General features: G+C 41.6%; 10 protein-coding genes. 2 read left to right on the forward strand and 8 right to left on the reverse strand.

Features of this window, described 5'->3' with window-relative positions:
- Window positions 1-22 precede the first annotated feature (22 nt).
- Entirely contained in the window at window positions 23-3658 is a 3636-nt protein-coding gene (locus GT575_RS10030) for an Ig-like domain-containing protein (protein ID WP_161171937.1), read from the reverse strand.
- Window positions 3659-3882: 224 nt separating this feature from the next.
- Between GT575_RS10030 and GT575_RS10035 the strand changes: the two genes are divergently transcribed.
- Complete coding sequence (locus GT575_RS10035) at window positions 3883-4641, forward strand: helix-turn-helix domain-containing protein (RefSeq protein ID WP_022216405.1); 759 nt, start codon at window positions 3883-3885, stop codon at window positions 4639-4641.
- Window positions 4642-4774: 133 nt separating this feature from the next.
- Here the strand turns inward: GT575_RS10035 and tpiA are convergent, their stop codons facing one another.
- From tpiA to gap, 3 genes are all read right to left on the reverse strand, one after another.
- Window positions 4775-5527, reverse strand: a complete 753-nt coding sequence (tpiA, locus tag GT575_RS10040) for a triose-phosphate isomerase (RefSeq protein ID WP_004852916.1) — start codon at window positions 5525-5527, stop codon at window positions 4775-4777.
- 92 nt (window positions 5528-5619) lie between these two features.
- Window positions 5620-6834 carry a phosphoglycerate kinase gene (locus tag GT575_RS10045; protein WP_022216404.1) on the reverse strand — a complete coding sequence of 405 codons (1215 nt, stop codon included), beginning with the start codon at window positions 6832-6834 and terminating at the stop codon, window positions 5620-5622.
- Window positions 6835-7048: 214 nt separating this feature from the next.
- Entirely contained in the window at window positions 7049-8086 is a 1038-nt protein-coding gene (gene gap, locus GT575_RS10050) for a type I glyceraldehyde-3-phosphate dehydrogenase (protein ID WP_004852921.1), read from the reverse strand.
- Between the two features lie 334 nt (window positions 8087-8420).
- Between gap and GT575_RS10055 the strand changes: the two genes are divergently transcribed.
- Entirely contained in the window at window positions 8421-9242 is an 822-nt protein-coding gene (locus GT575_RS10055; protein WP_022216403.1) for a histidinol-phosphatase HisJ family protein, read from the forward strand.
- A gap of 149 nt (window positions 9243-9391) precedes the next feature.
- Here the strand turns inward: GT575_RS10055 and GT575_RS10060 are convergent, their stop codons facing one another.
- From GT575_RS10060 to GT575_RS10075, 4 genes are all read right to left on the reverse strand, one after another.
- A complete protein-coding gene (locus GT575_RS10060) occupies window positions 9392-9781 on the reverse strand; it encodes a hypothetical protein (RefSeq protein ID WP_055272917.1) in 390 nt (129 codons plus the stop codon).
- 317 nt (window positions 9782-10098) lie between these two features.
- Entirely contained in the window at window positions 10099-11184 is a 1086-nt protein-coding gene (gene mnmA / locus GT575_RS10065) for a tRNA 2-thiouridine(34) synthase MnmA (protein WP_256364704.1), read from the reverse strand.
- 39 nt (window positions 11185-11223) lie between these two features.
- Window positions 11224-12405 carry a cysteine desulfurase NifS gene (gene nifS / locus GT575_RS10070; RefSeq protein WP_161171938.1) on the reverse strand — a complete coding sequence of 394 codons (1182 nt, stop codon included), beginning with the start codon at window positions 12403-12405 and terminating at the stop codon, window positions 11224-11226.
- A 173-nt stretch (window positions 12406-12578) separates the two neighbouring features.
- A complete protein-coding gene (locus tag GT575_RS10075; protein ID WP_161171939.1) occupies window positions 12579-14057 on the reverse strand; it encodes an MATE family efflux transporter in 1479 nt (492 codons plus the stop codon).
- Window positions 14058-14142 lie beyond the last annotated feature (85 nt).

Genomic DNA, 14142 nt, shown 5'->3' on the forward strand with positions numbered 1-14142 from the left:
TATTGTTTTTTAGGGGTCAAATTTAGTTTTTTACAAATGATACATTTGATATAGAAACTGTATGTGCTCCAAGTGTGTATCCTTCAACATATCCCATTGAGAAGAATAATCCGGCACCTGTATCAACAGTGATACCATCTGTGAAAACTTCTTCCTTAGGTGTAATTGTGAGTGTTATATCTTTAGCCTCACCAGCTGTAAGAACTACATCTTCACCGCCATGCCATGCATATCCGGCTGAAGGAGTCATAACAGCAACCTTCACAACTCTATCAACATCAGAAAACAATGTACATTTAAGCGTATATGACTCGCCCTGCTCAAGAGACAATCCCATCTGCTTAAGCTGGATGTTCCAGTCTGCCTCACCCACGTTTGCAACACTGTATGTGATCTTTCCATCTCCAGTCTCAATTGTGGCATCTCCAGGAGCAGTCACTGCATTTTCCCAACCGGCAAGGCTACCATCCTCATCCATCTCAAATTCTGGGTTTGTGAGAAGATTCTTACCTACAGGCACATCTATCTCTGGAGCTGAAGTCTTTTCAAGAATAATGTTATCAATACATATTCTATGCTGATCTGTAATTGCCGAACCATTTTCTCCGCCTGCGCCAAGTGCAATATTGAAAATACTCTCTTCGTCTGTGTCACAGGCCATCTGGAATGTGTTTGAAACAGTCATATATTTCTGATCAGCCTGATCGTATGCATCAAGCTTTACTGTCTCCTGAACATACGGTGTCCAGTCCTCTGCACCTGTACTATCCTTATGTGTACTTCCATCCCTCTGTATCGCATACTGAACAGTTCTCGACACAGAGCTCTTTATATCAAATGAAAGCTTGTACCACTGTCCTTTCTCAAGCTTGATATTATTCTGCTTGAGCTGTATCTTCCAGTTCTGGTCACCTGAATTCTTTATTGTGAAGTCAGCAGCATTGTCCTCCTTCTGGCTGTCCACAACAGACTCTGCATCCGCACTGCTGTCTATATACACATCATATCCAGCAAAATCTGCTGAAAAGTTCCCATTGAGAAGAAGTGAATCCTGCATTATCTTCACATTGTCTAACAGAACTTCTCCGCTGTTACCAAAATCAATGCTGATTGAACTGTCAGTCACTTCTTCTCCGGTCTCAAACTTGTAAACATAATTCTTAATTCCTTTATCCAGAGTTACAGCAAACTTTGAATCTCCTGTAGTGATAATTATATTCTTTCCCTCAGTTGCAGTCTCAGCATCAAATTTAAGTACATACTTTGTATTTGGGGCATACGCAAGCTCATCCTGTGATAATACGAAGTTGCCATCTATACTCTCATCCAATGACTTGTATGAAAATCTTCTTCCGTCAGACAGACCTGTCACCTTATACTCAGCACCGCAATTGTTGCTGACTGTCCAATATCCAAGTCTTCCTGTTCCTTCCTGAAATTCTCCATTGTAAACTAGGTTTCCATCAGCGAGGATCGTCTTCTTGTCAACTATCTCAGTCTGATTTGTCTTTACCAGCTTTACATTTGCAATATGTACACCAGCCACGCTTCCCTGATTGCCGAAGTTGAATTCTATTCTTCCCTTATCATCAGATGAATCAGTCATCGTATACTCATACTCAAATGTCTGTTTCTCTGTTGTCATATCAAATTTTGTATCCTTAAGATATCTTCCCCATGATCTGGTTGGCGCTGAGACATCAATTATGCCTGTTCTCGCCTCATCCGCCCACGCATCAAATGAAAGCTTGTATGTGGCACCTTTTTCTACAGGAATATCAGGCTGTACCAACTGTATGCTGTAATCAACCGTTCCTGCATCAATTGTATTTATGTTGATTGTATTGTTCTCGATGACCGCTGTTCCTTCGCCGCCATTCTGCGCCATAAAAATCCAGTTTTCTGCATCTCCCAGATCCTCGGTCTCACTAAAATCACCATTTATTACATAATTGCCATTTTCATCCGGATCACGAATTATAACTTCACGCTCTGGCTTTGTCACATTTTCGTCATAAGACTCCTTCTGGTATACTCTCACATAATCAACATATAAGCTCTCACTGTTAATATAATCTGCATCTGCATCCGGATTTCCTGGCCAATTGCCGCCAACTGCAAGATTGAGTATTACATAGAATGGCTGATCAAACGGTGCCGGATAAGTAACTGTACCTTTTCCGGCAGTTGTAGAATACCAGTCATTTTCCTCATGCATCTTAACTCCATCTACATACCACGTAATTTTTCCAGGCTCCCAGTCGCATGTAAATACATGATAGCTGTCCGCAAATGACTTTCCATTTGAAAGTGTATATTTTCCCTGTGACTCTGAATGCGGATTGCCATAGTGAATCGTTCCATAGGTTGTATATGTATTGTCTCCAAGAACCTCCATCACATCTATCTCACCACATCTAGGCCACTGTCCATACAGACTCTCATTTGTAGGCATCATCCATGCTGCAGGAAGATAGCCCTTACCTGTAGGTACCTTTGCTCTGAACTGTACTCTGCCATACTTGAAATCCTGCTTATTCTGTGTGTTTACTCTTCCCGATGTATATGATATAGAACCATCCTCATTCACTTTTTTCTTTGAGCTTATAATAAGTGTGCCATTCTTGACTTTTATATTATCTTCAGAATCAACATATGACTGAAGCTCATTATTGACCCAGCCAGGCTCATGGAGTTCAACATTCCAAATATCACGGTTTAGCTCTGTTCCGTCAAATTCATCATGCCATAAAAGTTTATACCCCTGCGACTCGTATTTATTTTCTACAGTCACCTTCTTATTTACAGTCACTTTACATGTTGCTTTCTTTCCTGAACCGTCAGCAGCTTTTGCTGTGATTGTAGCTGTACCTGGTGCTATAGCCTTCACAACGCCTTTTGCAGAAACCGTTGCAATCTTTTTATTGCTCGATGTCCAACTTAACGTCTTGTTGGTTGCCGATGCAGGAGCGACAGTAGCTGTAAGAGTTTTACTGCTTCCCTCTGTGATAGTGAGTGTTGCCGCTGAAAGCTTGATAGAAGTAACTGGCTGTTTTACTGTAATCTTACATCTTGCATATTTGCCACTTCCATCCATAGCCTTCGCAGTTATATATACTCTTCCAACCTTAACTGCTTTTACAACACCTTTCGAGGAAACTGTTGCTATTCTTTTATCTGATGATGACCACTGAATTCTCTTATATGTGGCATTCTTTGGAGCAATTGAAGCTTTTAACGTCCTGCTGGTTCCTTTAAACATGTTCACAGCCTTTGCAGACAATTTAACAGTCTTCGTAGGAACCCCAACATAAACATTAAACCTATACATTACCTTTGGGTTTGCAGCACTCTTCACTGCTACAACCGCTTTTCCTGATTTTACCGCTTTGACAACACCCTTGTTATCTACTGTAACTATCTTCTTATTTGATGATACATATGTTACTTTTTTGCTGATCTTACCTGTAACTACAACTCTAGGTTTCACCCGAAACTTTGTACCCTTTTTTAATACAAGTTTATTTGTGACAAGATTTGTCACAGTTACAGACTTTACCGCAGCTTTTGATGTTCTAGCGCTAACGTCTGATGGACACAGAGTGATCAACATACAAACTACAAGTATCATAGCCACAAGCTGTTTTAACCTTCTCATAAAATACTCCTCTCCAAAAATAAAATAATAATATTTACGACGTCGCATCTTTATAAAGTATTTTGATAATAACATCTTATACATTTGCCATATATCGTTTTATTGCTTTTTATATAGTTTACATGATATATTATAGAGGAGTTGTAAAGTAAGACTTTTATAAACTTTTGATAACATATAAATTTTTACCCTGACACAATTTACTGGAAAGGATTTATACACATATGAAATACTCAAAGGAAATATTCTACCAGGAATTTATAAGACGCGAAGATTCAACCAATAGAGCGCCCTATAACCCTGAACTTGAATTTTACTCAATAATACAAAATGGAGATATAGAACAGGTTAAAGAATTGTGTAAAGCCTCACCACTTAAGGATAAAAAAGGACTCGGCTTACTATCTGAAAAGCCGGTCAACAACATAAGATATCATTTTGTCATAACAACAGCCCTTGTTGCAAGATACTGTATTGAAGGTGGTCTCGATGTGGCAACTGCTTACAATCTCAGTGATTTTTATATAAAAAAGTCAGATACAATGAAGTCTGTGGAGGATATATCTGAATTACATGCGTTCATGTGCATCGACTATGCAAAAAAAATGCGAAACCTTAAGAAAAATTCCATATGCTCCAAACCGGTCGCAGAGTGCATAGACTACATATACGATCATCTGCATACTAGGATCACTGTTGAACTTCTGGCAAAACGTGTCAATCTCACCCCGTCATACCTGTCAAGGCTGTTCAAAAAAGAGACCGGAGATAATATCGGACATTATATAAAAATGCTAAAACTTGATACTGCAAGGAACATGCTCATATACTCTGATTATAGCCCTGCCCAGATAGCACAGACTCTCGCATTTCCAAGTCAGAGTTATTTTACCGAACAGTTCAGATTACATACTGGTCTAACACCTGCGAACTATAGAAATATAAATTTAAGGCAAACCCCATTTCATAAAAACAATACTTAGTTCCTGAAATATACCTCCTTGTTTTTCTAAGCGTAAACAAAAGGGATTACCTTGTGATAAAGCACTTGATAATCCCTTTCAATATTCTATATCAGATTTAATCTAAAACTAATATATTTTGGCCTGTTTAAAATTACTTTCCGGCATTTACAACCTGACCGAAATCAGCCTTGAGTGAAGCACCGCCGATAAGACCACCGTCGATGTCTGGCTTTGCAAGGAGCTCAGCAGCGTTGCCAGCGTTCATAGAACCGCCGTACTGAATTCTTACCGCCTCAGCTGTATCTGTATCGTAGATCTCAGCGATGAGATCACGGATTCCCTTACATACTTCCTGTGCCTGATCTGATGTAGCTGTCTTACCTGTTCCGATAGCCCAGATTGGCTCGTAAGCGATAACCATTGACTTAACCTGATCTGCTGTTACGCCAGCGAGATCTGACTTGATCTGAAGACGGATCCAGTCCATAGTAACACCGAGCTCTCTCTGCTCAAGTGACTCACCACAGCAAAGAATAGGGGTGATACCAGCCTCAAATGCCTTCTTAACCTTCTTGTTGAGAAGAACATCATCCTCCTTAAAGTAATCACGACGCTCTGAATGTCCGATGATAACGTACTTAACACCAGCATCAACAAGCATTGCTGCTGAGATCTCGCCTGTGTAAGCTCCGCTCTCCTCGAAGTACATGTTCTCTGCACCTACAGCTACGTTTGTTCCCTTTGTTGCCTCAACAACTGGTACGATATCGATAGCTGGTACACAGTATACTACATCTACGTCATCATTCTTTACTAAGTCCTTTAACAGGTTAACAAGCTCAACAGCCTCGCTAGGAGTCTTGTTCATCTTCCAGTTACCTGCAATAATCTTCTTTCTTGCCATTGTAATCTACCTCTTATATTTGTATTTTTTGATGAGTACCGGCCTGAACCGGCACCCACCAGTATAATCTTTATATCTCAGTGATATACAAATTACTTGTCGTTAGCTGCTGCTACGCCCGGAAGCTCCTTACCCTCAAGGAACTCAAGTGAAGCTCCACCACCTGTTGAGATGTGGCTCATCTTTGAACCGTAACCAAGCTGGTTAACTGCTGCTGCTGAATCTCCACCACCGATGATTGTTGTAGCATCTGTATCAGCAAGTGCTGCTGCAACTGCCTTTGTACCGGCTGCAAGTACAGGGTTCTCGAATACACCCATAGGTCCATTCCAAACAACTGTCTTAGCTGTCTTAACTGCGTCTGAGTAAAGCTCGATAGTCTTAGGTCCGATATCGCAGCCTTCCTTGTCTGCAGGCATCTTGTCAGCGTCAAATACCTCTGTCTTGATGCTTGGATCGTCGATAGGGTTAGGGAAATCCTCGATCATAACTGTATCAACTGGAAGAAGAAGCTTCTTGCCAAGGCTCTCTGCCTTTGCCATCATCTCCTTGCAGTAATCGATCTTAGAATCGTCTACAAGTGACTTACCGATCTCATATCCCTTAGCCTTAAGGAATGTGTAAGCCATACCACCACCGATGATAAGTGTATCACACTTCTCAAGAAGGTTTGAAATAACATTGAGCTTGTCAGCAACCTTAGCACCACCGAGGATAGCTACAAATGGTCTAACTGGGTTCTCTACTGCATTGCCAAGGAAGTCGATCTCCTTCTGCATTAAGTAACCAACTACTGCTGTGTCAACAAGTCCAGCAACACCAACGTTTGAGCAGTGAGCTCTGTGAGCTGTTCCGAATGCATCATTTACAAATACATCACAGATGCTTGCAAGATCCTTAGAGAAAGCCTCTCCGTTCTTTGTCTCTTCAGCTCTGAAACGTGTATTCTCAAGAAGGATTACATCTCCGTCCTTCATAGCGTCAACTGCAGCCTTAACTGTGTCGTCAACAACCTCAAGGCTTGGTACAAACTTAACCTCCTGTCCAAGGAGCTCTGTAAGTCTCTTAGCAACTGGTGCAAGGGTCTTAGTCTGCTTGTCTTCCTCAGTCTTAACCTTTCCAAGGTGTGAGCAAAGAATAACCTTTCCACCGTCAGCGATAAGCTTCTTGATAGTAGGAAGAGCTGCAACGAGTCTGTTCTCGTCTGTGATCTCTCCGTTCTTTAATGGTACATTGAAGTCGCATCTGCAAAGCACGCGCTTGCCCTTAACATTGATATCATCTACTGATTTCTTGTTTAATGACATTTCTAATTCCTCCTAAATAATGTTATAGAACAGAAAACTATAAGTTGTCCTCTGCCCAGCTACCTACCCGCTCTTATGCGGGAACATAGAAACGCATAATTGCTTCCTACGAAGAAAAAAGGGCCCGGTCCTTGGAGACCGGACCCTCTATTAGGTCTAATAAATACTTTTAAATGAGCTTACATTATAAAAGCTAATTATAGCTTGAAATAACTTATGCTAACTCTGCGAAGTACTTGATTGTTCTAACCATCTGGCTTGTGTATGAGTTCTCATTGTCATACCATGAAACAACCTGAACCTCATATAAATCATCAGCGATCTTTGATACCATTGTCTGAGTTGAATCAAATAATGAACCATATCTCATACCGATAACATCTGATGAAACGATTGGATCTGTGTTGTAACCGAATGACTCTGAAGCAGCAGCCTTCATTGCAGCGTTGATTCCATCAACTGTTACATCAGCACCCTTAACAACTGCTGTAAGGATTGTTGTTGAACCTGTTGGAACTGGAACTCTCTGAGCTGATCCGATAAGCTTGCCATTTAACTCTGGGATAACAAGACCGATAGCCTTAGCAGCACCTGTTGAGTTAGGAACGATATTAGCAGCACCTGCTCTAGCTCTTCTTAAATCGCCCTTTCTGTGTGGTCCGTCAAGTATCATCTGATCACCTGTGTAAGCGTGGATTGTTGACATGATACCAGACTGGATTGGAGCATAGTCATTAAGAGCCTTAGCCATTGGTGCAAGACAGTTAGTTGTACATGAAGCTGCTGAGATGATCTGATCATCAGCTGTTAATGTATCCTGGTTAACTGAGAATACGATAGTCTTAAGATCATTACCAGCTGGAGCTGAGATAACAACCTTCTTAGCACCTGCGTTGATATGAGCCATTGACTTCTCCTTTGAGCAGTAGAAACCAGTACACTCAAGAACTACATCAACACCGATCTTACCCCAAGGAAGGTTGTTTGCATCTGCCTCCTTGTAGATTGTAAGAGTCTTACCATCAACTGTGATTGTGTTAGCCTCATCATCAGCTGAAACTGTGTGAAGGTTCTCACCGATCTTGCCACAGTATCCACCCTGTGCTGTATCGTACTTGAGAAGATCTGCAAGCATTGAAGGCTTTGTTAAATCGTTGATTGCAACAACTTCATAACCCTCTGCACCGAACATCTGTCTGAATGCAAGACGACCAATACGTCCAAAACCGTTAATTGCTACTTTTACTGCCATTTTTTATTCCTCCTAGGTTTTTGAAATATAATAAAAGTATTTATCAATCTGCTACGCGGGAACGTAGCAAATAAATCGTGTTAAATACACAAGCTAATCATACATTCTTTAGGTATAAATTTCAAGCCTTAATCTCATTTTTTTAGTTATCATCTATCCAAAATAGACAAATTTGTTTTAACAAATTATACTAATGGGCTGAGGCTATAGAAAAAATGTTTCTACTACAATTTGATAATAATAAGATTACTCAACAGCTTTACTTTATATATTTTTTTCAGTGTTTTATGTTATAATATGAAACGCAATGATTATAAACGGAGGTATACAGAAAATGATCATCTGTGATTCGCATATACATTCGGAGTTCTCAAGCGACTCTTCCGCTCCACTGGACAGTATAATCCAGAAGGCAATACAACTTGGAATTCCAAAGATCTGTCTGACAGATCACCACGATATAGACTTTCCTATCAATCCGGAGGACGGTTTTGACTTCCAACTTGATTTCGATTCGTACTTTGCTGCGATAGACGAAATACGACACAGATACGGAGATCGGATTGACGTGAGAAGCGGCGTGGAACTCGGTCTCATGAATACGGTTGCCGGCAAGGCAAGGGACATTGCTGATAAATACAAAAATGAACTGGACTTTATCATAGGATCATCACACCTTGTCAGGGGCCTCGACCCATACTATCCAGCTTACTATGAGGGACGTACAGAGATAGAAGGTATACGTGATTACTTTGAGTCCATTCTTGAGAATGTGACTCTGATAGATGACTTTGACGTATATGGTCATCTTGACTACGTAGTAAGATACTGCCCATCAGGCGAGAAGATCTTTAGGATGGCAGATTATAATGATGTGCTTGAACAGATTTTCAAAATAATCATCCCAAAGGGAAAAGGTATAGAGATCAATACCGGAAGCCTGTACAAGAATATGAGTTACGCACATCCTCACATGGATATCCTGAAACTCTACAAGGATATGGGTGGCGAGATCATCACAGTGGGATCTGATGCACACAAGCCCGAATATCTGTGCTATGATTTTGAGACATATGCAAGGGATGCCCTCACATCACTCGGCTACAGATACTACTGTACATTCAAGAACAGAAAGCCAGAATTCAATCCGCTGTAAAAAAAAATTGCAAAATATCAATTTATATACTTATAAATATAAAAAGATGGAACACATACGCCAGTTCAATGGCTTATATGTTCCATCTTTTTTATACCGTAAATTCAATTCCGGCAGTCACCTGACTGCTCTATTTGTTTCATATCTCATTATGTATTGTTTCCTGTATAGTACGGACTATGTGGTATATCATGAATGTCTGTTTTTCTCATTTTTTCAAGATAATCGCCTCCGGCGCCATCCAGATCACCATATATCGCATTTGGGCAATAACTGAGGAGCATGTCAAGGACTTTCTTTTTTCTCTTTCCGGTCACAAGTCCTCTTAAATTAATATATACATTATTTTCATGATTTCCAGTATACATACAGTAATATTCCAATTTGCCTCTTCGCATACTCGTATATACATATGTTATAAGATACACATCCCATCTGTACGCAAGGTTGTATCTCATTGTCTTTGATGCGATAACCTCATGTGAAGCCATAATGTATTTATTCTCATAGATAATATCACCATACAATTTGTCTGCCATTTCAAACACACTGCCACCATGATTTTTATTCTCTCGGTTGAGCAACTTCTCCGGAGTCCGTATAATCCTAATGCCATCCCATATGCATATAACCGAAATTACAGTCAGAAAAATCAATGGCCCTGTGAAACTATTCAATTCAAACTCTCCATTATGTATCATGGAGCATATAGTGATTATCATAAAAACAAAAATCACTGAAAAGATACCAAACAATATCCATCCACGCACTTTGACGTCTTTGCGCAAAACTTCTCTGCCTGTATCACCCATACGAAATCTCCTTATGTCAGACCATCACCCTTTGTAAAACCCTGTCAACAGATGCTTCCTCCGCCAAGCACATGATCATCTTCATAGAACACTACAGCCTGTCCCTTTGTCACAGCTCTTACCGGCTCGTCAAATACTGCTTCTACCAGATCTTCATCTATCTTTCTGATGGTACACATACTTCCCTTATGATTGTATCTGATCTTCGCCTTGACATGCATTGGCTCCGTGAGATCCTCTATGGACATAAAGTTCAGTCTGTTGCATATCAGCCTTTCTGAAAATACATCTCCGTTCTCTCCTATAACAACCTGATTTGTCTCAGGTATGATGTCCACCACAAATACCGGATGCCCCATCGCAAGTCCAAGTCCTTTTCTCTGTCCTATGGTGTAGTGTATGATTCCCTTATGTCTTCCGATCGCATTGCCATGTATGTCTACAAAATCTCCCGGAACCGCCTTAAGTCCTGCTTCATTCTCAAGATAACCGGCGTAATCTCCATCTGGCACAAAGCATATATCCTGGCTATCCGGCTTGTGAGCCACCATAAGTCTGTGGTCCTCTGCAATTTTTCTGATCTCAGGCTTGCTGTACTCTCCAACCGGCATGAGTGTCCTGGCGAGCTGCTCCTGGGTGAGATTGTAGAGAGCATATGTCTGATCCTTCTCTATTCCCCTGGCCTCCTGGAGAGTATATCTGCCATTTGGAAGCTGTATGATCCTTGCATAGTGTCCCGTAGCAATATAATCGCCCCCGATGGCCATGCATCTCGTAAGCAGAGACTCCCATTTTACATATCTGTTGCATGCAATACATGGATTCGGAGTTCTTCCGCATTTGTATTCGTCCACAAAATAGTCTATTACGTACTTCTTGAATTCTTCCTTGAAATTCATAACGTAATACGGAATATCGAGCTGCGATGCCACACGCCTGGCATCATCCACAGCAGAAAGTCCGCAGCATCCGGCATGGGCACTCACCACGTCCCTGTCCTCATCCTGCCATATCTGCATGGTAACTCCTATTACATTGTAGCCCTGCTCCTTGAGCAAAAGTGCGGCAACCGACGAGTCGACTCCGCCTGACATACCAACACACACTGTCTTCTTATCTGTATCGACCAAATTTTTTCCCTCTTTATACATAGTTATATCTTGTGTAATTTACATGTTTCTCCTGGCAAAATCCTGATACGCAGGTGACATTTTTCTGAGATTTTCCACGATTCTCTTGAGATTATCTACCACCGCATCCGCCTCATCCATGGTGTTCTCATATCCCAGAGTCAGTCTGACCGCACCATGGGATATCTCCTTCGGAAGCCCTATAGCTGTCAGCACATGGGAGGGATCAACAGAACCCGATGTACATGCGGAACCGGCAGAAGCACATATGCCCGCCATATCAAGCATGATGAGGATCGTCTCGCCCTCAACGAACTGGAAGCTGACATTTACATTGTTCGGAAGTCTGTCTTTGTCATGTCCGTTCAGTCTGGAATAAGGAATCTCCGATAAAATTCTGTGTATTATATGATCTCTGATATCTGTCTCCTGCTTCATCCGATCTTCCATTGAGAGCATCGCAAGCTCCGCAGCTTTGCCCATTCCTACAATCCCCGGTACATTCTCTGTTCCGGCACGTCTTCCTCGCTCCTGCTGGCCTCCGTGGATAAAGCTTCCAAGCTTTATTCCGCTCCGTATATACAGAAACCCGATTCCCTTCGGGCCATTAAGCTTATGTCCGCTGCTGCTGAGCATATCTATGTTCATGGCATTTACATCCAGTGGTATCTGTCCATACGCCTGAACCGCATCCGTGTGGAATAGAATGCCATGTTCATGCGCAATAGCTCCTATCCTGCTTATCGGCTCTATGGTTCCTATCTCATTGTTTGCAGCCATAACCGAGATGAGGATCGTATCCGGTCTTATCGCCGACTCCAGCCTGTCAGGATCAACCATCCCCTTCTCATCCACATCCAGATATGTCACGTCAAAGCCCCTCTTCTCCAGATACTGACATGTGTGAAGAATGGCATGGTGCTCTATCCTGGTCGTAATTATATGTTTTCCCTTATCCTGAAAGGCTTCCGCTGCAGCCTTTAAAGCCCAGTTATCCGATTCCGAACCACCGCCCGTGAAATAGATCTCCTCAGGCTTTGCGCCAAGCGAATCAGCAATTATATCCCTCGCCACATTTATCACATCCTTATTTCTCGATGCAAATGTATATACGCCTGAAGGGTTTCCAAACTTTTCTGTAAAATAAGGCAACATGGCGTCGAGCACTTCAGGTCTCACCGCCGTCGTCGCTGCATGATCCATATATATTAACTTTCCCATTTTCGCTCTCTTTCCATTACCTTTTCTGTCACTTGTCAATGACAAATGCAACACTGCATTCATCACACGAAACTATATTACTATATAGTATTCTACCACAATACAAATGCCACGTGCTATGTATATATTATTATGCTCTCATCATATCTCATTATCTTCGTCTCTTAATCTCTTTAGACGCTTTCCATAGGCTTTACTATTTTCTTATAGACCCTGAGAAGAAAGATCGTCGATATGATCACGCTGAAAACCTCTGCGATAGGGAACGCTGACCACACACCATTCACACTGTTCATTGCTTTCGACAGGAAATATGCCACAGGAAGTATGACAAAAAGCTGTCTCGCCATAGACACTATCATACTGTACACGCCCTTTCCTACAGCCTGAAACATTCCCGAACATGTGACAGAAAATCCCGCAAATATAAACGCTGTACTCATGATCCTGACCGCTGGTATCCCCATCAACAGCATCTCATCTGTGGCATCAAATATTTTAAGTATCTGTCCCGGAAATACCTGCATGATAGCAAGACAGAATACCATAATGGAACAACCGACCATCACACCAAGCTTCATGGTGCGTTTCATTCTGTCAGGTTTCTGCGCTCCGTAGTTGTATGAAATTATCGGTATCATTCCGTTGTTCAATCCGAATACAGGCATAAATGCCATACTCTGCACCTTGAAATACGCTCCGAACACTGCAACGGCCAATTTCGAGAATGAGTACAGTATCAGATTCAGGAAATAATTCATCACAGAACCTATTGCAACCATGATAACCGACGGCACACCTACGCTGAGAATCTTACCAATTATCTCGCCATGTGGCCTGAATCTTCTGAGTGTTATATGGAGATCCGGATTCTTCTTGATATTGAATATCATAGCAAGAGTTCCGGCTATACACTGTCCACATACAGTTGCAATGGCAGCACCCTTTACTCCCATTTGTGGACATCCGAGAAGACCAAATATCATTATAGGATCAAGTATAAGATTGATGACAGCACCGAGTATCTGGGTTATCATACTGTACATTGTACGTCCCGTGGACTGCAGCAATCTCTCAAATGTCATCTGGAAAGCTATACCGAAAGCACAACAGCAGCACACCTTGAGATACTCTGTTCCATATTGGATTACCCGTGCATCCCCCGTCTGACTTTCCATGAATGTCCTTGCAAAGAATAAACCTATTATCAGGAATATCACATATCCTATCGCCTCAAGGAATATTCCCTGTCTGGCAACTTCATTTGCCCTGTCAAATTTCTTCTCTCCAAGTGCCTTGGATATAAACGCATTAAAGCCAACTCCCAGTCCCGAGAAAACTCCTATCATCAGATTCTGTATCGGAAATGCCGTGGACACAGCCGTAAGTCCGTCCATGCTGAATCTTGACACAAACACACTGTCCACAACATTGTACATAGCCTGGAACAGCATGGAAATTATCATAGGAAGTGACATTGACATCAGAAGCTTTCCCTCAGACATCACACCCATCTTATTTTCTCTGCTCTCACCTGCGAACGCCTTTCCATTAGCAGATATTGTTTTATTATCAGATATTATTTTCTCACCAGATTTTTTTCTGTTATCAGGTGATTTTTCATTATTTTCGACGCTGTCTTTCTCTTTCATATGTACCTCTCCTCTGCATGCTCCTGCTGTGCATAATGTACTATACCTGCCATTTGTGCTTATCCTCACACACACTTATCTTCAC

The organism is Coprococcus sp. BIOML-A2 (genome assembly GCF_009875795.1).
Lineage (GTDB): Bacteria > Bacillota > Clostridia > Lachnospirales > Lachnospiraceae > Coprococcus > Coprococcus aceti.

Excerpts from the sequence above, each read along its gene's own strand:
- tpiA (WP_004852916.1), bottom strand. The coding sequence starts at position 5,527 with ATGGCAAGAAAGAAGATTATTGCAGGTAACTGGAAGATGAACAAGACT.
- GT575_RS10060 (WP_055272917.1), bottom strand. The coding sequence starts at position 9,781 with ATGGCAGACAAATTGTATGGTGATATTATCTATGAGAATAAATACATT.
- gap (WP_004852921.1), bottom strand. The coding sequence starts at position 8,086 with ATGGCAGTAAAAGTAGCAATTAACGGTTTTGGACGTATTGGTCGTCTT.
- GT575_RS10045 (WP_022216404.1), bottom strand. The coding sequence starts at position 6,834 with ATGTCATTAAACAAGAAATCAGTAGATGATATCAATGTTAAGGGCAAG.
- GT575_RS10030 (WP_161171937.1), bottom strand. The coding sequence starts at position 3,658 with ATGAGAAGGTTAAAACAGCTTGTGGCTATGATACTTGTAGTTTGTATG.
- nifS (WP_161171938.1), bottom strand. The coding sequence starts at position 12,405 with ATGGGAAAGTTAATATATATGGATCATGCAGCGACGACGGCGGTGAGA.
- GT575_RS10055 (WP_022216403.1), top strand. The coding sequence starts at position 8,421 with ATGATCATCTGTGATTCGCATATACATTCGGAGTTCTCAAGCGACTCT.
- GT575_RS10035 (WP_022216405.1), top strand. The coding sequence starts at position 3,883 with ATGAAATACTCAAAGGAAATATTCTACCAGGAATTTATAAGACGCGAA.
- GT575_RS10075 (WP_161171939.1), bottom strand. The coding sequence starts at position 14,057 with ATGAAAGAGAAAGACAGCGTCGAAAATAATGAAAAATCACCTGATAAC.